The 21087-nt window shown below is 69.9% G+C and carries 16 protein-coding genes; 4 read left to right on the top strand and 12 right to left on the bottom strand.

Translation table 11 applies throughout. The features are described from left to right. Positions 1-114: 114 nt before the first annotated feature. The 12 genes from THSYN_RS15065 to THSYN_RS15010 form a co-directional block, all read right to left on the bottom strand. On the bottom strand, positions 115-894 hold the full coding sequence (locus THSYN_RS15065; RefSeq protein WP_100919868.1) for a hypothetical protein: 780 nt from the start codon (positions 892-894) through the stop codon (positions 115-117). A gap of 310 nt (positions 895-1204) precedes the next feature. Further along, positions 1205-3775, bottom strand: coding sequence for a VWA domain-containing protein (locus THSYN_RS15060; RefSeq protein ID WP_100919867.1), 2571 nt, complete (start codon positions 3773-3775; stop codon positions 1205-1207). Further along, on the bottom strand, positions 3772-5385 hold the full coding sequence (locus THSYN_RS15055; protein ID WP_100919866.1) for a hypothetical protein: 1614 nt from the start codon (positions 5383-5385) through the stop codon (positions 3772-3774). Before THSYN_RS15055 ends, THSYN_RS15060 begins: the two co-directional genes overlap by 4 nt. After that, positions 5378-6331, bottom strand: a complete 954-nt coding sequence (locus THSYN_RS15050; protein WP_157817695.1) for a DUF58 domain-containing protein — start codon at positions 6329-6331, stop codon at positions 5378-5380. The genes THSYN_RS15055 and THSYN_RS15050 overlap by 8 nt, the downstream gene beginning before the upstream one ends. After that, entirely contained in the window at positions 6328-7350 is a 1023-nt protein-coding gene (locus THSYN_RS15045; RefSeq protein ID WP_100919864.1) for an AAA family ATPase, read from the bottom strand. The genes THSYN_RS15050 and THSYN_RS15045 overlap by 4 nt, the downstream gene beginning before the upstream one ends. Before the next feature lie 10 nt (positions 7351-7360). Further along, positions 7361-8581, bottom strand: a complete 1221-nt coding sequence (locus THSYN_RS15040) for a hypothetical protein (protein WP_100919863.1) — start codon at positions 8579-8581, stop codon at positions 7361-7363. Positions 8582-8583: 2 nt separating this feature from the next. Beyond that, positions 8584-9081 (bottom strand): hypothetical protein, encoded by a 498-nt coding sequence (locus tag THSYN_RS15035; RefSeq protein WP_100919862.1) that lies wholly within the window; start codon positions 9079-9081, stop codon positions 8584-8586. Then, positions 9078-10628, bottom strand: a complete 1551-nt coding sequence (locus THSYN_RS15030) for a hypothetical protein (RefSeq protein ID WP_157817694.1) — start codon at positions 10626-10628, stop codon at positions 9078-9080. The genes THSYN_RS15035 and THSYN_RS15030 overlap by 4 nt, the downstream gene beginning before the upstream one ends. A gap of 80 nt (positions 10629-10708) precedes the next feature. Beyond that, positions 10709-11929 (bottom strand): prenyltransferase/squalene oxidase repeat-containing protein, encoded by a 1221-nt coding sequence (locus THSYN_RS15025; RefSeq protein ID WP_100919860.1) that lies wholly within the window; start codon positions 11927-11929, stop codon positions 10709-10711. Next, a complete protein-coding gene (locus tag THSYN_RS15020; RefSeq protein WP_100919859.1) occupies positions 11926-12687 on the bottom strand; it encodes a hypothetical protein in 762 nt (253 codons plus the stop codon). The genes THSYN_RS15025 and THSYN_RS15020 overlap by 4 nt, the downstream gene beginning before the upstream one ends. A gap of 99 nt (positions 12688-12786) precedes the next feature. Beyond that, positions 12787-14004: an inositol-3-phosphate synthase gene (locus THSYN_RS15015; RefSeq protein ID WP_100919858.1), complete on the bottom strand. Its 1218-nt coding sequence runs from the start codon at positions 14002-14004 to the stop codon at positions 12787-12789. 199 nt (positions 14005-14203) lie between these two features. Further along, positions 14204-14479, bottom strand: a complete 276-nt coding sequence (locus THSYN_RS15010) for a hypothetical protein (RefSeq protein ID WP_100919857.1) — start codon at positions 14477-14479, stop codon at positions 14204-14206. 168 nt (positions 14480-14647) lie between these two features. Here THSYN_RS15010 and THSYN_RS33925 point away from each other — a divergent pair, with 168 nt between their 5' ends. The 4 genes from THSYN_RS33925 to THSYN_RS14995 are packed head-to-tail and all read left to right on the top strand — an operon-like array spanning position 14648 to position 20758. Further along, on the top strand, positions 14648-14791 hold the full coding sequence (locus THSYN_RS33925; protein WP_157817693.1) for a hypothetical protein: 144 nt from the start codon (positions 14648-14650) through the stop codon (positions 14789-14791). 17 nt (positions 14792-14808) lie between these two features. Further along, positions 14809-15579 carry a YdjY domain-containing protein gene (locus tag THSYN_RS15005; RefSeq protein ID WP_157817692.1) on the top strand — a complete coding sequence of 257 codons (771 nt, stop codon included), beginning with the start codon at positions 14809-14811 and terminating at the stop codon, positions 15577-15579. Between the two features lie 20 nt (positions 15580-15599). Further along, entirely contained in the window at positions 15600-18101 is a 2502-nt protein-coding gene (locus THSYN_RS15000; RefSeq protein ID WP_100919855.1) for a hypothetical protein, read from the top strand. Beyond that, on the top strand, positions 18098-20758 hold the full coding sequence (locus THSYN_RS14995) for a vWA domain-containing protein (RefSeq protein ID WP_100919854.1): 2661 nt from the start codon (positions 18098-18100) through the stop codon (positions 20756-20758). The genes THSYN_RS15000 and THSYN_RS14995 overlap by 4 nt, the downstream gene beginning before the upstream one ends. Positions 20759-21087 lie beyond the last annotated feature (329 nt).

Raw genomic sequence — 21087 nt, 5'->3', positions numbered from 1 at the left:
CTGTACCCGTGCTTGAACGGTTGCGAAAATACCCGTGAAGGCTCACGGCAGACCACCGAAGTATATTCGCTTCCGAGAGTCTAAAACACAGGCACCCACATACCGCGCGTCAAGTCATCTTTTGGCAAAGATCTGCCGCAGATCGGCATCGTCTTTAGCAACGCGCATCCGCTGCGTCTGCCGCGCGATCCTGCTGAAACCAAGTAATACCGGGGCGATCAGCAGCAGGGGCGCCGGGGTGGGCACCGTGACGCCACGACTGCTCAAAATCCCGTACATGAAGATACTTGCGTTCGAGTCCGGGTCAGTTTGGGTCAGATAGAATCCATCCGCTGGCCGCACCGCGCTGACCGTCAGGCTGATCGACGCCTCATCCCCAGTGCCGAGGAGGAAACGCCAGCCCAAGGCCATCGAAACGTCGTCCGGGCCGGTGATGGTGTCGTTCCCACTCGTGAATACAAGGTTGTCGAGTAGGCTATCGTGGGGGTCCGATAGCTCCAAATGGTTGTAGATATCGCCAACGTAAGGTCCGGAGCCGCCACTTTGGCCGAAGCCCGGTTCATCGATCTCCCAGGTCTGGCCGACTGAGGGACTGCCGGAGGCACTGCCCGTTTCGTTGTACCAAAGATTTGCCAACTCATCGATCTCGTGGTCCAGAAACCAGCCAACAAAATGGTCACCGGCGCCGGTTATGATGGTTGTCAAGGTTCCGAGCCCGGTTCCGAAATCGAACCCAGTGGTCATAACGTTGGCGGGGAGGGTACCGCCGATGCCGTAGAGATCGGCATCTTTCTTCAGCGCCCAGTCGGCCAGATCGACCGTGGCTGCCGTCGCCCATCGGCTCGCGAGCAACAGGGTGATCGCCGCCACCACGCATCTAGCCTTCGCCTTCATCACGTCAACCCCAGGTCTATACGCTTTATCTAGGAGCTAAGCAAATCTCGTACCCTTACTCGAAGATTAGATATTTCTATTATTTCTCAAATAGTTGCACAACACGACGGATAGATGACGGAGAGCAAGTGTAAAAAAAGCTGACAGCTTCCGGGCACAGTTGCCCGCTGATCAAAAACGCACCGCGGTGTTAGTCGGTCTCAGCCCCACAGGATCGAAGGTTGATTTTTTTCACGCGCATTAGCCTGACATAAAGTGAACCCCATGTCCAGGACAGCTTTCCATCGAATTTCAGCTGTCGTGCCGACGTTCATCGCAGCGGTATGGCGCTGCCCCAGCCGCGGCGGAACCGTCGTTCACGGCGGCATCCCGGTCCCCGACCGATGCACGTCGGCGCTGTCGGCCTATCGGTGGCAGCGATACGGGAGAAGGGGAATCGCTCGCAGAACAGCCCAGCGAGGAACACCAGGAGTGCGGCGAGCACCAGTGCGCGCGGCAGGCGGCCGGTCAGGCGGGGCAGGGGAAGGCCCCCGTCCTGGGCCGACCAGGGTACCAGGAGCCCGGCCGCGACGGCGCCCCCCGGTCCTTCACCCAGGCCGTGACCGGGGGTGAATTCCAGGTCTGGCTGATACCACAGGTCCGCGGCCCCAGCCCCGGCCTCGGTCGCCAGGATGCGATAGTGTCCGACCGGCCCATCGGGCAGCCGGGCGGTGTAACGACCAGGGGCCGCGGGCTCAGCCTGGACCTGGATCTCACGTCCTTCCGGGTCCTGGACCCGCAGTGCCAGGGGTGTGGCCGGGGACCAAGTGCCCGCCGGTTCAACCCGGTCGATCTGGAGCCGACGACTGCCATCCGGTTGCAGGTCCAGCCGGGCCGCCATGGGCTCACCGCCGCCGGCCGCCCAGTCGACCAGACCGCCCAGGACGGTCCCCCAATGTGACCAGGTTGGCCAATCGGGCGCCCAGTCGCCGAGCCCGGCCGGTAGGGCCAGGACCCAGCCAGCCCCGGCGCGATGGGCGGCGAGCAGGGGGTCGCCATTGGGCGCTGCCAGATAGACCCGCGCCCCCTCCCGCGCGCGGGTCACGGGATAGGCCGCGAGCTCCGGCCAGGGGGCCACCGGCGCGGCGGCGAACGGCAGGGGCTCCAGGGCCTGCGGCCGGATCGGGCCTGACTCGATCGGGTCGCGTCGCCGCTCCACCTCGGCCTCCATGAGGCGCGGCAGTTCCAGGAGATCGGCCACCTCCTGGTAGCGCCCCCCCGCGGCCTGGGCCAGTGCGCGCAGGTTCGCGCCCGCCGCCGCATCTCCCACCGCCAGGACGCTGAGTTTGACCCCGGCCGTCTTGATCCGACCGCCGAGGTCAACGGCGCGCTCTGGATCGGTGACCTGGCCGTCGCTCACCAGCACCAGGAGCCGTTGATCCGGGACCGGCGCGGCGAGCAGGCCCAGGGTCCGGTCGATCACCGGGGCGAGCCGGGTGCCGCCCCCAGGGCTGGGGTGCCAAGCCTCGGCCACGTCCCGCGTGCCCGCCCCGCGGACGGCGAGTGGCAACACGACTCTGGCCTGGACATCGAAGACCAGGACGGCGCTCTGGTCCTTGCTCCCCAACTCGCCAACGGAGGCAGCCACGGCCGCGCGTGCCAACTCCAGACGGGTGGTCCCAAGCCGGGTCGGCTGGGCCATACTGCCGGACGTGTCGACCGCGTAGATCACCGCGGCGGCGGGGGTCCGATCCGGGGCCTGCGCGGTGACCGGGAGCAGCGCCTCCAGGGTCGAGTGCCGGTAACCGCCGGCGCCGAAGGTGCCGGGTCCGCCAAGCAGGATCAGGCCGGTGCCGCCGCGGGTGACCGCCCGTTCAATGCTCGTCCAGGCCGCGGGGCTCAGTTCGGCGGGACTGATGCCCTCCAGGATCAGGACGCCGAGCGAGTCCAGGCGCTTGGGGTCGAACCCGGCCGCGTCAGTCACCTCGACCGCCCAGCCGCCGGCCGTCAATGAGCGCGTGACGGGGGACTCCGCGGGGCGTCGTGCCACCAACCCCAGGCGCGGCGGGCCCGCCACGTTCAAGATCAGGCCACGGCGGTCGTTGCCGGCAAGCAGGTCCCCGGTGGCGCGCACCTGCGCCGTCACCTGATGGAACCCGGGGGCTAGTCGGTCGTGCCCCAGACCCAGCTCAACGAGACGAATCTGATCCTGCTCCAGCGCGACCTGGCGTTGCAGCGCAGGGCGACCGTCGCGCATTACAAGGACCTGGGCGTCCTGCAGGGTGCCAGCCGAGATGCCGACTGTAGCGACGATGACCCCGTCGGTTCCCGATTTGACCTCCAGTGAGGTGACGCCGGCGTCGGTAAGCGTCCGGCCGCGGCTGGGGTCCCACCATAAGACCGGGATCCCCGCTGGCACAAACCGGCGCAGGACCGGCGCGGCATGGCCCAGGGTCTCACGTCCGTCGGAGATCAGGAGTACCAACCCCGACTCCCCGCGGCCCAGCAGTTCCCGGGCCTGGGTCAGTGCCGCGGCAATGGCCGTGCCCGTGTCGTTCAGCGGGAGATGGCGCGGCAACCGTTCGGTGTGATCGCCGGACAGCGGCCCCACCCGATCGAGCGCCCGCCCCCGGATCTCCACCACCGGCCTGGAGCCGATGCGGACGACCGACAGGCGGCTGTCCGGGGGCAGTTCGGCGAGCCTGGGGATGAGGTCCGACCAGGCCTCATCCATCCAGGCACGCGGCATACTCGCCGACTCGTCGAGTAGTACCAGCAGGTGGACCGGCCCCCTGATCGCAGGCAGATAGGCGGTGATCAAGGCCCCTATGGCCAACGCGATGGCGGCGAGCCGAAACCAGACCCCGGACCGGACCGGCAATGGTGCAGACCAGTGCTTCATCCTGGTCTATTGGCGTTCATATGCGGGGCTACTGCCAGTTCCCGGGCCCCTGGGCGCCGGGACCCCAGGCGCGGCACATCGAGCCCCAGCAGGGCGATGGCGGCGATCAGGGCTAAGGGCCACAGGGGCCTGGGCGGGGCCTGGCTGGAGTCCCGGTGGACCACCGGGGTGGCCGGCGGGAGCGGACCCGGCGCGACCCGCACCGCCGCCGGCGGTCGGACGACGCTGGCGACCGGATCAAGGAGGTCGCGCCCACTCAACCGCGCCAGCATCCAGTCGAGTAGCAGGGGTAGCCCACCCGCCCCGACGGCGTCTGGCCGGGTGTCGAACAGGCCGACCAGGCGGTGCGCCGCGGGCTGTTCGATGATCAGCGGGTATCCGCCCGCGGCGAGCAGGATGGTCCCGGCCGGGCCAGGGTCCAGGACCAGCGGGGACCAAGGCTCCGCCGCCGGAAGTTGGGGATGGGGACCGGGGACCGACCAGCGAACCGACCCGGCCGGGGCCTCGATCAACTGGCCCGGCGGCAACCAAAGGGTTGGTGGGCCTGGTGTCGGAGGCTCCTCCGCCCGGCACCAGGCCCGCAACGCGGCGGGTTCCTGAGGGTCTTGGGCGGGGTCTGGTCGCAGTGCCGGGTGGGCGACGAGCAAGGCCATGACGGTGGTCGCGCACGGCCCCGCGACCTGGACCCGGAGCGGTACCAGTGGGTCCAGGTCAACCAGGAGCCGGTCGTCGGAAGCCAGGGCATCCGCCGGTGTCAGGTTCGCCGCCAGTGTACCTGGTCCGCTCCACGGGACTCGCCAGGTGCGGCTGACCGTCGCCCCGGCTGGGACTTGCAGCACTGCCTGTCCCAGGGTGCGTCCCCCCGCGATCAGCGTGAGGGTGCGCTCGGCGGCCTGTTCTCCGCGGTTGACGACCGTCACCAGGGTGTCCAGACTCGCCAACGCATCCAGGGCCGGGCGCGCCGCGAGCCGCGTGATCCCCTGGTTTTCGGTGACGCGGCCGAGTCGGAAGACCCGCTCGAATGGACCCAAACCCGCAAGTCCGGCCGAATCCGCGCTGCCATCGCTGACCAACCAGCGTCGGGGGCCGGAGGACCCCGGCAATGGCGCCAGGGCCGCCCCCGCGTCCAGCGCCTCGACCGCCAATTGCTCCAATGCGCGGGTCAAACCAGCCAGGTCCCTGGCGTCCAGGTCCGGCGGCGGGTCGTGCCCGGCGGCTGGGATCAACCGCATCCGGGGGTCTTGCTCGAGAACCAATGCCTGGTGTAGCGCCAGTGCCGCCTGGTCGACCCGCCGTTGACCGTTAGCCTCCTGGGTCAGCAGACTGGGGCGGTTGTCCACCACGACCTCTACGGGCCTCAGGTCGCGCGTCCGCCACCCCGGGTCGGCCAGGGTCAAGATCAGGAGTGCGGCGGCCAGGGCGCGCCGGCGCCAGGCCGGGTCCGGCGGGCCAAACCGCGCCCCGGTCTCACCGCGTATCGGTGTATCCCGCCACAGAAAGGCCGCGGGTACGACCCGCAATGGGCCGGCGCCGCGCCACTGGTGCAGAACGCGGATCAGCGGGACCAGGGTCAGCCCCGCGAGCCAGGCGGGTGAGACGATCTCAATCAAGCGCTTCCGCCCGCCCGGTCAGGTGCCGCAGCAGTGTCCGCTCCCAACCCTCAGCGGTCCCATTCGCCCCATTCGCACGGTTCCCAACGAGCCCCGTGCCGAGGTTCCACCGGGTATAAGGGATGTGGCGAGCCCGGCAGTGGCGCTCCAGGTCCCGGTTGAGCGCTTGCCACCGAGCGAGCGCTGCCGCCCTGGACTCGACGGTGACGATCAGGGGCCGTCGCCCGCCGTCCTCCACGTCGGCGATGACCTGCTCCCCCAGTGGCAAGGTCGGCGGGGCGGGCGCCAGGTGCAGTACCTCTACCCCGCCGCTGGTGGCGCTCAACTGGTTCAGGGCGGGGATCATCCCGTCCGGACGCAGGTAATCGCTGATCAGGATGGCCCGCCGCCCAGGGTCCAGGAGCGGCCGACAGCGCTCCGGTTCAGAGGCGCCACCTGCACCCTCCGGTTGGGCCTGACCCAGGGCCCGGACCAAGGCCAGAAACGCGTGTTGGCCGCGTCCGGGCTGGACCAGGTGGTCCAGCCGCGCGCTGAACAGGGCGAGCCCCACCCGATGCTCAAAGTGCATGATCAGGTAGGCGAGACCCGCTGCGAGTTGGAGCGCCCGCGGCCACAGGTCGGGTACCAGCGCCATGGAAGCGCTGCGGTCCAGGCAAATCACCCACTCGCCGGCGCGCTCGTCACGGTAGCGCCGCACCAGCGGGTGACGGGAGCGGGCGCTGGCACGCCAGTCCACCCGACGCGGGTCGTCCCCCGGCAGCAAGGGGCGGTGCTCCTGAAATTCCAGCCCATCGGCCACCGCCCGCGGATGGTGCAGCCCCCCCCCATGGGCCAGCGGCTTACCGCCCCGGATGGCAGCTACCGCCCGCGTGAGTCGCTCCAGACGCCCGAGGTCGAGGCCCGGAATCGGCCCGGTGGAGCGATCAGGCTGGTGGCGCTCCGTCACCAGCGTTTCCGCCAACCGGTCAGGATGCGGCCGATCAATGCCTCCGGGTCCTCGCCCGCCAGTTCAGCGTCCATACTCAAGAGGACGCGATGTCGCAGGCAGCCGGGGGCGACCGCCGCCAGGTCGTCCAGCGTCACATGGGCGCGGGTCCGGGCCAGGGCACGGACCCGGGCGGTCCGCAACAGGGCCTGGAGGGCTCGCGGGCTGGCGCCGTACCGGACCAACCCGCGGGTCTGCGGATCAGCATGATCCGGGTGGGTGGCGAGCACCAGGTCCACCGCTGCGCGCTTCAGATGATCGGCGATCACCACCTGGCCGGCGAGGTGCATCAACCGCTCGACCCCGGTTGCGTCCAGCAGGGGCTGCAAATGCTCGGACGGCTCGCCGTCCAGGGTCAGGTCGACCATGGCGAGCAGCCCGGCCGCGTCCGGAAATCCCACGCGGAGCTTCATTGAGAACCGGTCGAGTTGGGCCTCGGGGAGCGGGTAAGTTCCCTCCACCTCGATGGGATTTTGGGTAGCGATCACCCAGAATGGCCGTGGCAAGGGGTGGGTGCGCCCCCCCTGGGTCACCTGGCGCTCCTGCATCGCTTCGAGCAGGGCCGACTGGGTCTTGGGGGTAGCGCGGTTGAGCTCGTCGACCAGCACCAGGTTGCCGAAGACGGGGCCAGGCATGAAGACCAGTCGGCCCCGCTGGGCACCGGGGTGATCGCCGCCGGTGTCCTCATGCAGCAGGATCTCGCTGCCGGTGATGTCCGACGGCATCAGGTCCGGTGTGCATTGTACGCGTGAGAGGTCCACCCCCAGGACCCGGGCCAGTGCCTTGACCAGATGGGTCTTGCCGAGCCCCGGCAGGCCCTCCAGCAGGACATGCCCGCCCGCCAGCAGGGCCCACAAGACCTCGCCGACCAGGGTCGGCTGGCCCACGATGGCCGACTGAATCGAGCGATCCAGTTGGCCGAGCAGGGCGGCGGCGTCGGCTAAGGCCTGCTCAGTGGATAGGGATGTCAAGGTGGTCATCGTGTAATGGCTATTCACCCGTCATTGAGCGCGAAGAGAGTTCAGTTCGATAGCGGGCGAGCAGGGCGCGTTGGGCGGCCCCCAGACCCGCGTCGAGCCGGGGTGCCGGTGCGGCGGCCGGTGCCGTCCGTGCCGGGCTTGGTGCGGGAGCAGCGGCCAGGCCGGGGGCTACCGGGTCGAATGGGTGTCCCGCCCGCCTGGGATCGGCGCTGGGGGCGCCGGTCCGATCCAGGGGCTGGCGACCGAAGGCAACTGACGGTATCGCCGGGGCTACCCCTTGATCCGCTGCCGCATGGTCCTCGTGGCGGGGGGCGACCTGGGTCCCGGCACCCTGGGCGCCGGCCGCCCCGCCCGCCTGGGTGCTTGGGCTGGTCCCGGCGTCTGTCACCGGCGTGACCGGCCGACCCTGCGGTGCCCCGGCCTGGGCGCTCCCGGTTGGTTGCACGGACGCGGGGTGGTTGGGGACGACGGCCCCGGGTCCCAGGTCAGCGGCGCTTGTCGGTCCCCCGTCGCGGTCCTCATCCCGGATCGACTCTAATCGCCCGTGCCCGGTCTGATCGCCTCGCGGGAACTTGGAACCTGGCGCCACGGGCGCCACGGGGGCCGTGGCGGAGTCGGCCGGTGGGCTCAGGTCAGCAATGGCCGCGGCCAGCCCGACTCCCGGCGCGGCTTCGATGGGCGGGGGCGACGCGGTGTTGGCGGCTCGGGGGGCCTGTCCCGCGGACGCAGACAGGATGCACCAGAGGATGGTCGCCCCGCAGAGCAGCAGGGGCGGCAGCAGACCGACGGGGGTCGGTTGGGGGTGCCGGGCGCGCACCCGGGCCTCCCATTGCGGCAGCGCCCGTTCGGCCTGGCGGACCACGATCAGCCCGGCCGCGGTCGCTGGCTCCCCCCGGTGGACGATCTCCCAAGCGGTGATCAAGAGTTGCGCGGCGTGCGCCCAGGCGTCCGCGGTGCGGGCGGCCATCGCGGCACTCGGGCGGCGGCGCGCGGCCAGTGCCCCCGCCGCGAGCACCGCAGCGGTGCCGAGCAGCCCCGGCAGCCAGGGCATGATGGCCCCCAGACCATAGCCGGCAACAGGGCTGCCCAGCCAGAGGCGCAGCCCGCCACCGACGGACAGCACTGCGGCCGACCCATAGAGCCCAAGCCGCAGCAGGCGCACCGACTCCTGGCGCCACAGACGGGCACGCACCCGCGCTACCAGTCCCAGGATGCGCACGGGTCCGTCCATGGTCAGGACCCCGACGCGAATGGTGGGGACGCGTCGCCCGGGAGGGTTCGGTACAGGTCGAACAGGGCGAGCAGGACCAGTAGGGCCAGCCCCCGCAAGGTCGCGACCGCGCTTGGACTCAGGGAGTCGGGGAGGCGCCGGGTCAGCCGACCGGTCCCCTCCAACAGCAGCGCCCACAGGGCGACTGCCGCCTGCGTCCAGCCCAACTCGGTCAAGTTGACGGTGCCGGTACCCAGGGCCAGGAGCGGGACGGGCCAGGGCACCATGATCAGCATGGCCGCGGCGGCGAGTGCCTGACTCAGACGATACCCAGGGGTGTCCGCGCACCCGCCCATGGGCATGAGGACCAGGAGGATCAGCGCTTGACAACCGGCCAGCACCGGCACCACGGCGGACAGGTCCGGGGCCAGGGTGCCGGGTTGTGCCTGTCCGAGCAGCCAGAACGTGAACGGGATGCCATACAGCAATCCGGCGGCGATCCCGACCCGCGGGCCGGTCATGGCGCCCTCGCGGCAGGACGGATCACCAACCAGGCTGGACCCGGCGCGCTCGCCACCAGGGCGGGCCAGAGGTCGGGTGTCAGGTTGACCAACAGGGCGGGGGTCGAGCCCGCCGGGGGGGAGAACGACGGTGGCGCCGGGCAGAATGGGACCGGATCGCCTGGCCGCCTGGGGTTCGGTGGGGTCCCGGTCGGCGCGTCCCAGTGGGCCTCGCCGATTGGGAGACCCCTCACGGGCCAGGCACAGCCGCGGTCGAGCAGCCAGACCCCGGTCGGCGTCACGTCGCCGGGCTTGCGGATTGCGTAGCCGCGCTCGGTGACGCGCAGTCCCAGGTCCAGCGGTGCTCGGGCGACCCCGCGCAGGAGGTAACGCCGGCGTTGAAACAGAGGGCCGGAGCCCGGCAGGGTAGTCCCGGCCTCGGTCAGGTGCAATTGCATCGGCCCCTCATCCAGGGCCGTTGGGATGGCAGCGCCTGCCGACAGCCGGATCGGCTCAGGCGTGCGGCCCTGCCCGCGGGTCTGGATGAGGGTCACGAACCGCGCGACCGGGTCCCCCGACTCCGATTCCACCCAGGTCAGCGACCGGGCGGGGCCCAGGACTTGGGGCAGGGTGAGCCACACCAGGACCGTGGCGGCGCCGGGAACGGCGAGCACCCAGGAACCGGGGCGGCGCATCAGGAGCAGGCCAGTCAGCAGCATCGCGTAAGGCAGCAGGAGCAGTCCCGCCCGGCCTCGCTCGCTGTCTTGGCCGTCCCTGAGGGGCCAGACCCGCCCGATCTGGAGTGCAGCATCGGGCCAATCGACTGAGGGTGCGTCGCGCGGACTACCCACCTGATCCGGGTCGGCGGTTACGCCTCGTCCGCCGCACCCGCTGGCGGCGCGGATACGGTCGCGGTCCCGCTCCACGGCCTCGAACAGGTGAAGTGGGCGGCATTCGCCCAGATACAGGGCCAGGGCCTGGGTCTGCGCCGGGTCGAGGCTCGCCAAGTCCCCCGGCGAGAGTCTCAGGGCGCCGATCGGGCCGTAACCGTCGGTTGTCCGCGGCAGGTCTGCAGTATCAAAGATCGCTGTCGTTGGCCCCAGGTCTGACCGGTCCGGTCGGGACGATGCCATCAGGGGCGCCCGAGCGGGAACCGGGCGCAGTGTCAGAGACGCCCGCACCGATGTGCCGTCCGGCCACCGGGCGGACAGGGTCACTCGGCCGTCGGGGGCGGGGCGCAGGGGCAGGGCGAGGGTGCGGGTCCGCTCAGCCGGGACCTCGACCTCGGCGGTCAGGCTGAAAGTCCCGCTGTGGATACTCACCTGAGCGCCGCCGCCCGTCTCGCTGCGCAGCGCGATGCGGATCTCGGTGGTCCCGCCGGGGACGAACAGCCCCCCCCAGAGTGGCCGGGCGGTGAACGCAGGCGCGTCCGGGAGACCGGCCACCGCCGCCCCGCCCGGCCAGCCCAGTGCCGACATCAGCATCAGGCATAGGGCGGACAGCGCCGGGGATCGCCAGGGTGAAGGGTGAAGGGTGAAGGGTAAGCCGTGACGATGCCCCCTTTTCATTTCACTCTGCACCCGGCTCACTGCTCCCGGCGCCGCGGGCCGGGTCCGGCTCAAACGCACCACGTGTCAGGGGCTTGTCGTCAGTCCTTGCGCAGGACCCGATCCAGGGCGATGACGCTCCAGGCGGTGACCAGATTGGGGTCGCCCTCCCACCAGCGGCTGGACTCGGTGTTGATCCAGGAGCCGTCCGGCCGCTTCAGGCTGATGAGCTGACGCGTCAGGTCGTCGCGCCAGTTGTGGGGGGTACCTTGGGTGTCGGTCAGGGTGGGCTCGCCATAGGCCGCCATGGCCTTGGCGAAGACGTCGTAATAATAGAAGAGCCCCTGATTGTCCTTGGCCCCGGGGTTCTTCTCCACCGAGTAATTGGCACGGATCCAGTCGTGGGCAGCCTGGACCCGCGGGTCGTTCTTATCGGCGCCGGAGAACAGCAGGCTCAGGAGCCCGGCGCTGGTCATACTGCCGTAGGACACCGCGCCCCCGTGGGGACTGGACCCGGGCATGTAGGCGAAGCCGCCGTCATTGGCCGCCCAGGTCTGGTCATTGGTCTCGCTGTTGTTCTGGCAGCGCGAGATGAAGGTCAGGGCCTTGTCCCACAGCGGGTCCTTGGGGTCGAAATCGGTGGCGTGCAGGGCCTCCACCGACATATAGAGGTTGGAGAGGTCCGGGCGCTCGTCCCCGCCGTAACCGATGCCGCCGTAGTAGGGATGGCCGGGGTCGTAGCCCTCACCCGCATCGATCTGATGACCCTTGAGGAACTGTTGGGCGTTGGCGATGATCCTGGCGTGGGCCGGCTCCCCGGTCGCCTTGAGCGCCTGCATGGCGACCGCGGTGTTGTAGGCGCGGTTTTGGTTGCTCTCGCTGATCGATCCATCGGCATTGACGTGATCGAGCAGGAACTTGATCGGGCGGGTGATGAAGGCCCCGTCGGCCTCGGTGTAGTGGCGATAGCTCTCGAGATAGGCGCGCACGGCCAGCGCGGTGATCCCCACCGACTTGGACCAGGAGCCGTCCTGTGCCTGGGTGCCGCGCAGGTAGTGGAGTCCCTCGTCGACGGCGCGCCTGGCGGGCTCGACCAGGGCGGGATCGAGCCCGGTCGCGGCGACGGGCTTGGCCGGTGTCTGCGCCGTCGGCGCCGCCGCGGGGGGCTGCGCGGCGTCGGCTGTCGGTAGCGCAGCCGGGACCGCGGCGGCCGGTTGATCGGCCCCGCGTGTCAGAGGGCTTGCGACCATCAGGGCCGCGAGCGCCGCCACTACCAGGAGGCGGCGGGAACGATGACGGACTGGGCCGGAGACAGGGCTCATGCGGGGGACTCCAATTGGTTGGCAAGGGATGAATCCGGCCCGGTCGCCGCCCGGCGCGCGCGATCACCCAGCCGGTGGGCGGCGGCGAGCGCGGCGCTGCCGATGGACAGGTAGGCCAGGCACAGGACCGCCAGTGAGGGGTACGTGTAGCGGATGCTGCCCAGGGGCGACTGCCGATAGAGCCAGTCGTCGCGCGGATAGTCGACGGCCCCGGCGAGCCCCAGGGCGGTCAGCGGGTTCACCGCGACCAGCCACCCGGCAAGCGGCGCCCCCCGGTCCAGGGGGCCGGCCAGCCACAGGGGGGCGGCGGCCAGCACCAGGACCACCGCGAGTACCCAACCCAGGGCGCTTGACGGGTCCCGGGTAAACCGCATCAGGAGCCCGGCGCACGCGCCGATCACGAAGGTCGAGACCGCCACCATCAGGGCCCCGGCCAGCAGGCCCTGGGCGATCGGGGCGGGCCGGCCCAGGAGAACCGGCAGCGCCAGGGCCGCGAGCCCGGCCGCCGCCGTCGCCAGGACCACCCCGCGCAAGGGGCGCGGGCCCGCGGCCAGAGCCGTCGGCAGCACCAGCAGGCAGACGGCGATCAGGGCCGCCGCGCGATCGGTCAGCGGCACCAGACCGCGGCTCGCGAGCGATTCGAGGCGTCCGGCAATCAGGTAGGCCAGCGGCAGGCTCAGGACCGCCGCCAGGGCCGGGCCTCGCCAAGGCGCGGGCGGGCGGACCAGGCGCGCCCGCGGGTCTTGCGGACTAGCCACGAGGCCCGCGCGCGCCGCGGCCGCCGGCAGCGGTGATGATGGATGGGTTGGGCTGGTGCCGGTTCACCCGGCCCACTGCCGATCGTTGCCTGCCCCGTCTCATCGCGCGTCGGCCTGCCCCAGGTCTGTCAGACAGGCTTCGGCATAGCCGAGCAAGGCCTCGAACTGACGGTGGAAATCCATCTCCCGCACCCCGAGCGGGTTCTTGAAGAAACCCGCAAGGTGGGTCATGGGCCCGCTCTCGCCGCGGCGCTGGGCGAGGTCGGCAAGCCTCACCAGGTCCAGCACCAGCGGGGCCGCAAGGATGGAGTCACAGCCCTGCCAGGTGAACTGCATGGTCATGGGGACATCCAGAAAGCCCGTGAAGTGGATCAGGTCCCAGGCGGTCTTCCAGTCCCCGAGCGAGGGGACATAGTTGATGGTCACCCCCGCGTGGGGTGCATAGCCCAGGATGTCAGTGAGCACCCGTTCCTTGTTGCCGAGCTTGGCCGCGCGGTTGCGCGGGTCAGCGAGTGCGCGCCCGTCATTGTTGCCGAGCAGGTTGACGCCTTCCCAGCTGAGGACTTGCAGGTTGCGGTAGGCGAACAGGTGGGCGAGTGCCGTCTTGAGCAGGGTCTCTCCGGTCTTGCCGTCATCGCCGTAAAAGGGCACCTGGCGGGCGGCGGCGAGCGCGCCGATCCCGCCCCAATCACAGCCCGCGTTGGGCGTGAAATTGATGTAGGGGCAGCCCTCTGAGATGGCCGCCCAGGCGTAGCAGGCGGCGGGGCTCATCAGGTCCTTGCGGTCGTCGGCGATCATCCGCTCCAGGCCGGCCAGGTCGTCGCGCAACGGGGACGGGGCTGGCCCCGGCAGGCAGGACATGAGATTCACCACCACGACGCGACTCAGGTCGTGGCGTTGGCGAAAGCCTCGCAAATGGCCGCGCAATCGCTCCACCAGCAGGTCCAGGGGGGGTAGGGCGGCATCAGGCTCGCCCGGGTCCCAAGCCATATCCGACCCCAGGGCGATGTCCTCGTCGATGGCGTCGAGGTCCGCACTGACGGCGTCCAGCGTCTCGCGACTGATCGTCCGGGAAACCCGGTAGAGCGACAGGGCCGCCTCGGTCAGGCGGCGGGTACCGGTGTCGATGCCGCCGAAGCGCAGCGCGGCGGGGGCCGCCAGCGGCAAGCGCGCGAGCGGCGCGCGCGCCGTGATCAGCCCGGTGTCCGACACCAGAGCGCGGGTCAGGGCGCGTGCACCCACCATCAGGGTTGCGGCAATGTCGCCGCGGGCGCCGATGATCCAGACGCCGATGGGCGCGGCCTCAGTGGGTGTCATGGGTAATCGGGGTCGGCCATTGGATCACACCGCGGACGCGTCGGGAGTCTGGACCGGTGCCAAGCGGGCACTCGATCCGCCGTGGGGAGTCGCTGAGGGGGCGCTCCCCGGGGCACCGGGAGGGGGCGGTGCTGGATAGTATAGAGCACTGGTCATGCCAAGGCGTTAAGATCGGGACAGATGACGAGATTAATATAATTTACAGACTGCCCAGGGTCGCGACCCTGGCGAGCGAGACCGCGGCGCGACGCGAGGCGGCGGTCAGGTCGGACAGGTCGGCGATCAGGACCAGTGCCCGGTCGCGGCGTCCCGGGGCCGGCTCCGGGAGCCGCCAGTACACGGCGCGTCCAAGCTGCGCCTGCAGGCGCTGCTCCAGGATGCCCGAGTAGAGGCCATTGCCCAGCGCCCAGGCGCACAGGGCGGTGGCGGCGACGACCACGAGCAGGGGGGCGAGAAAGCGGCGCTGGATACTCATTGTCCTGGGGTAACCGGAAGATTGCGCGGGTGCGGCGCCGCCTCGGGGAGGCTGACCGCGGGAGTCTGACCCGACCCCTTAGGGGGGCTAGTATCGCAGATCCTGATACCATATCGAGCATGGCCGTGCGCTTCAAAAATAGACACGATCAACAGGATTCCTCTCGACTTGCAGTCTGGGACCGCCGACGAGATCATCGCCGCCTGTGCCAAGGCCCAGGCGCCCGACCAGCTCGCGGCCTATGCGCGCGCCCTGGCACAGGTCGGGGGAGCGCGTGGGGAGCGTTGGCTGGCCGACCAGAGCGGTGAATGACACCTTCGGAGGTTCAATTGACAACGTTGACCGAGACCAGTCCCACCGGGCCGGGCGTCTGGCTGGCCCTGCTGCTGACGCTCATCGCCCTGCCCACCACCGCCGAGGGTCCGCCGTCGCAGCCGGCGCCGCCGGCGGGGGTCCGGAACAGTGAGTATGCGGAGGCGGCGCCGACGGTCGAGCGGATCAGCGAGCATGAGGCGCGCATCGGCCGGGTTCTGGTGGACCGCCGGGCGCACCGGCTCGAAGTCCCGGGTAAGGTGATCCGCCTGGACCCCCCGCTCGAGTTCCTGGCCATCAAGCGCAACGGCGACAAGGGCTACGAGAGCCTGATCGAGTTGGACGCCACCGCGGTCGAGTTCAATACGGCGTGCATCCTCATCGGCCTGACCCAAAACCAGGCGACCCATCCGGCCTTCCAATCGGAGAAATCCCCGGTCGGGGGCGATCGGGTGGGGGTGCGGGTTCGTTGGCAGGTCGACGGCAAGGACCAGGAGGTCGAGGCCTCGCGCCTGTTGCGGCTGGAGGGGCAACCCGTCGAGGCCCCGGAATGGGTCTATACGGGTTCGGTCTTCTTGCCGGACCGCCGCTATCTGGCCGCGCTCGACGGGACCCTGATCGGCTTCGTCCACTCCCCGGCGAGCATCATCGAGCACCGCACCGGGCTGGGGCTTGGACACTGGGGAGCGGTTGGGGGAGATCCCGCGGTCTGTCCGCCGGTGGGCACCCCAGTGGTGTTGACGGTGCAGGTCGAGTCAGTGCCGGTGCCTGACCCGGTCCAGCGGTAAGACAGTTGGCAGTTACGTCTTTGCCTGAGCGTCTCCTCAGTCGGAACGCGCTGCGGACCCGGGGGGCCCTCATCTGCGCCCTCCTGCTCGCGGCCGGCGCCGCCCGCCCGGCCGCGCTGGATCTGGGCTCCACCGGGGACCATGTGCGCGTGATCCTGGATACCTCCAAGTCCATGTGCGGCGCCGCCTGCGGCTGGCAGGACCCGCCGAATGATCCGGGCCGACTGGCGGTCCTGTCGACGCTGCTGCTGCACGATCTGCTCAAGCCAGACCCCAACAAGGCGGAGAATCCGGACAGCTTCGCGGTGATCCCGTTCGACCACGCGAAATGGACCGCCGAGCTGCCGCCGCCCGCCACGGTGACGCCCCGGCGGGCCAAGGGGATGGCCGCGCGGGCACAGTTCATCACCGCGTTGAGCCCGGCGCAACTGCCCCTGGATGTGATGAATACCTATTATTCACCGGGCATCATCCAGGCCCTGGCGGACCTGCCCCCCTTGTCGGGCACGGACAGCGCGGCGATGACCAGAACCATCGTCCTCATTACCGACGGGCTCTCGGTCAATCCGCAGGCCGACCAGGCCTATATCGAGACGCAACTCCTGCCCGCGCTCGCGGCCAAACAGACGCGCCTCTATGCGATCCTGTTCGGTCCGGATGCAACGAGCCGCGGCGAGGCCTTCTTTGCCGACATCAAGGCGGCCGACGCGGCCAATGTGCGCGCCGGCAGGTATGCGCAGCACGTCTTTCCCGATTTCTTCATCGTGCGTACCGGCGAGGAACTGCCCGCCACCATGATCCGGCTGTTCTCGCAGGGCTTCGGGTATCTGCACCTGCCCGACGACCGCAAGGACCGGGTCGGCACCGGCGCGCTCGGGCTCGATCTGCACCGGGGCGTGGGCCCGACGGAGGCGGCGATCGTGGCCCTGCGGCTGGACCCGGGGCGGCGCTCCACCCCCGCGGCGCCCAAGCTGACACTCTCCCCGCCCGCCGGCGGCAGTGTCAACCTCCAACACCTGCTGGAGGGGCGCGAGCCGGGCGGAAGCTTTTCGCTGCGCTGGGAACTGAAACCCTCGCCCGGCGACTATTCATTGCGCATCGACCAGGGGAGCGACGAGTCGGTCTTCGTCCTGCGCCCGACCAACCTCACGGTCGCCCTGCGTGAGCATCAGGAGCCGCCCGGCGGGGGTACGCGGCAGGACGCGGTGCCGTCCTGTTTCGCCCCGGGATCACTGGTGACCATGGCGGATCGGCCCTGTCGGCTGGATTTTCTCGTGGCCTCGGCCGCCGGTACCGCCGGCATACCGCCCAAGTTGACGCTGCGCTATTGGATCAAACAGCCGCGGCCGGGCGCCGCCGGCTATTGGAACATCAATGATGCCGATGGCGCCGGTATTGCCGATACGCACAATTGGGAGGACCTGGCCGCGGGCGGGCGGCGCTATTACTCGCAAACGCAGTTCACCAAAAACCAGTTGCCCGATGGTGCGGATACCCCCTATCAGGCGCATGTGACGGTGAAGGTCGATCTGGAGAACCGGACCGTCGCGGTGCGCGGCGCCGACGATCCATTCGTGGCCCTGGTCTATCCACGGCTCGGCCTGTCGCCGCAGCCGCCGGCCGTCAAGATCATGAATCCCACCAGCGGGGCACTGGGGCGCCGACAGGAGGCCTGCACCGCCTTCACCCTGACCGAGGACTTCGGGACCCGGTTGGAGAGTGCGCAGGGGAGCCAGGGCGGCGCGGGCATCAATGTCAGGGCCTTCCTGATCGCGGATCGTCAGGCGCTCGCCGGACCTTTGCGCGACGCCCGCTTCCGCCTGGATGGTGAGAGCATCGGTTTCCAGTCCGACCCATCGCAACCGGCCTCTCAACCGGGGCCGGAGTGGTCCAAGGGCAAGCAGCGGCGGCTTGACGAGTTGGTGCAGCGCAACGGGACCGGCGGCCGGCATGAACTCTGCGTGACCCTCGGCCCCTATGCGGACGGGGACCCGCTCACACCGCCGGCCCTGCGGGTGAAGTTCATCCTCGATCACCCGCCCTACGACCACTTCGACGTGGTCAAATCCCTCCAGGCGGAGGTGCTGGTGGCCCGCGCCCCGGGCCTGCGTTGGTGGTCGTTGCTGCCCCTGGTCCTGTTACTGCTGGGGCTGCCCCTGGCGCTGCTGCTGCTGCGCGCCCGCGCCGCCTTGCCGCGCGACCTGGGCTATGGCGTGGCGGGCAGCGCCCAGCCGCATCGCTTCACCGCCCGGGCCCTGCCGCCCGCCTCACCCCTGCGGCGGCTCTTCTCGCGCCGGGCGGAGCGCCAGGTGGTCGATAACCAGGGCGCCCTGCTGGGCTGGGTCCGGCCGCAAGGGGAGACCCTCTATGCCCTGCGGCTGGCGCGCGGTGTCACACTGTGCGACCGTGACGGGGGCGAGATCGAGCCCACCGCCGCCGGCTTGTTGCTGCTCGAAGTCCACAAACCCTATCGCCTGAGCAGCGGCGAGGACCACCTCTGGTTGCGGATGCAATTCCTATGAACATCAACCCGAACGTCGGGTCCGCTGCGCGGGCCTGGATCATCGTTCCGGCCATCGCGGTGTGTCGGTCGGCCTTCAGGCCGACCTACTGGGAGCGCCGCACCCCAGTGCGGCCCGCCCTGTCCGCAGCACGCAACGCCGCGGTCGCTCGCGAGATCGCGCCGCACTGGGGTGCGGCGCTCCCAGTGGCCGGGATTATGATCGAGGCCGCTGCGCGGACCGCCGCCCGCGCATTCGTCAAGGCGCTCGCACCCCTGGCACAGGCCTTTCATCCCCTGCCGCCGACGTTGCTCTACCTGGCGATCCTGGTGTCGCTCCCCATTCAAGCCGCGCCCGAGCCCCAGTCCGCCCCCCTGGCACGCCCCCCGCGCCACGTCGCGGTAGTCCTGGACACCTCCACCTCGATGCGGGCCCCCGAGAACGATCAGCCGCGCCTCGCCATCCAGGCCATCAAGATCCTGGCCGACCTGCTCGGCCCCGCGGATGACCTGACGCTGGCCTGGATGCCGGACAGTCCGGAGTGCGTCCTGCAGCCGGACCCGGGGCGGCGCCTGGACCGCGACGCGGGGGATCTCGCCGGCTTCAAACAGGCGGTGGATCAGCGGGCGCTCTATGGCGCACCGACCAATTTCATCGTACCCCTCTTGACCGTCAAGGAGGCGCTGGACGGCGCCACGGGGAAGGAGCGGCTGCTGATCGTCATCTCCGATGCCGGCCGTGACCTGTGCCGGGGGGACAGCAACCGGGTCCTGGGCGAGTTGCGCGCCGCCGGGGTCCATACCGCGATCGTTGGCCTTGGCAATCGGGGGCGGCCGGTCCACAGCGAATACGACATCCACACCGCGGCACAGAACCCCACCGAACTGCTGTCCGCCATCGGCGAGATCTACCAGCGCTTCCTGGGCGCCAAGGCCCCGGACTCCGGTCAACTGTCGCCGACCTCCACCCTGATCGAGACCAGGCTCGCCCCCTTCGTGGACGAGGCCTTCCTGCTGGTCGCGGCGCAGGGTCCGGTAGGCGGCATCGCGCCCGCCGCGGGCAACCCGGCCGCGGAGGCGCTCGAGCCCGACTATCGCGCCGGCGAGACCCGCGGTATCGACGACCTGACGCGCGGCTATCGCATCCTGCGCCTGCGCCGACCGCAGGCCGGCACCTGGCGCTTCGAGGTGACCGGCCTGACGGGGGAGGCCGGCTGGTACCTGATCCAGGACTTCTCGATCAGTCTGCGGGTCGTCACACCCGCCAAGGCGGCGCAAGGGGAGGACACCCTGGTGACGGCGCAGTTGATCGACGACCGGACCGGGCAACGCATCGAGCGGCCCGGGGAGATCCCGGGGCTCGCGGTGACGGCCCTGGTGGATGGCAAGGAGATCGCCTTTCGCGATGACGGCCAGGAGGGCGACCAGAGTGCCGACGACGGGCTCATGACCGCCCGGGTGCGCTTCATGGGGACCGGGCCCGTAACCTTCCCGGTGCGGCTGGCGAGCCGCTATCTCCAGGACGAGCAGCGCCAACAGATCCAGGTCGCGCCGGCCGCCTGGGTGCTCGAGGTACAGACCCCGAGCCAGGCCTTCATCGGCGATACCATCGCCGTCGCCGTCCGGCTCAAGGCCCTGGGCGCGCGCCAGGCGCTGCGCACGCCGGAGCGGGTGAGTGCAAAACTCCCCGACGGCCGCACCCTGGCGCTGCGCGACGACGGCCGCGATGGCGATCGAACGGCCGGGGACGGTGTCTATGCCCGTGACTGGACGCCGGGGCAGGTCGGGGTCCTGATGGTCGAGTACCGGGCCGAGGGGGGCACCGACTCCGCCACCGCCCAGGGGCCGGTGGACGTCAAGGGCACCATCGCCTTTGGACCGCCCGGGGTGCTGGACTATGGGCGACTCACCGGCCGCTCCCAGGGCGAGGCACCGCTCGATCTGGGTTTCATCCAGGCCCGGGGCCGCTTCGATCTGAAGCTCACGAGCGACTTCGCACAGTCCGGCGCCGTACTGGAAATCGACCTGGGGGAAGGCTACAAGCAACTGGGCGGGCGCCCGCTGGTCCTTGGCTTCGACGGCAGCGGGCAGCAGCGCTATCCGGTGCGGCTGCGGGTCGCTGCCTGTCCGGCGGCCTGCCGCCCGGACCAGGCCGGGTCCCTGGTAGTAGAGACACTGGACGGTCACGGCCAGACGCTGCGGGCCGCGGTCCCGATCCGGGTGGAGATCATTCCGGACCACTGGCTGCGCTGCTGGTGGCCGGTCATCGTCGCCATCCTGCTGGCACTGCTGGGCGCATTCATCCTCTACGGCATCCTGCGACCGGCCCGCTTCCCGCGTCCCCTGGCCGTGATCCTCTCCCCGGAGGCCGACATGGACGAGGGCTATCCATTCAACATCCGCTCCCAAAAGGGCGCACGCAGCGGCTTCTACCGCGACGCCCGCATCCATATCACCAGCGACTTCCAGTTACGCCGCGCCGCCGGCGGCGCCCTGGCCCGGCTGCGCGCCGACCGGCTCGGGGTCTTCATCCAGGCCTTGGCGGGCAACACCGTGCTCTATCTGGATGCCGACAATCAATGGGAGCCGCTGAGCACCGAGCAGGAAACCCGGGTCCGCTTCTCGACCCTCTACAAGAACGCCGCCGGGACCCTGTACTTCGAGTTCCGCAATCTCTGAGTCGTTCCTGGAGTCCAAGGCTTCAGCCTTGGCGCAGGTCGCACAAGGCTAACGGCCATGGTGGGACCGTCAGTCACCCGGACAATGAACGGCTGCGCAGGAGCGGCTCGCAGCCGCACTGCGAGGCCGCGGTAACCCGCCACGCCCCGGCCGCGACGCCGTGGCCCCAAGATCACGGGGTCTCCAACGCGGGCCGACAACCTCGCCCTAACGGCCGGGTCCGGTCGACGCCCAAAGTATCTGCCTTCCATAGGGAAACCGTCCGACAAGAGTTGTGATGATCCTCGCAAAATCAACGAAAATTGTCCTTGATTTATCTTTTTTTTTTT

Source organism: Candidatus Thiodictyon syntrophicum, from assembly GCF_002813775.1.
Lineage (GTDB): Bacteria > Pseudomonadota > Gammaproteobacteria > Chromatiales > Chromatiaceae > Thiodictyon > Thiodictyon syntrophicum.
The sequence above is the reverse complement of the archived record's forward strand: the minus strand, read 5'-3'. Positions and strand labels throughout refer to the sequence as shown.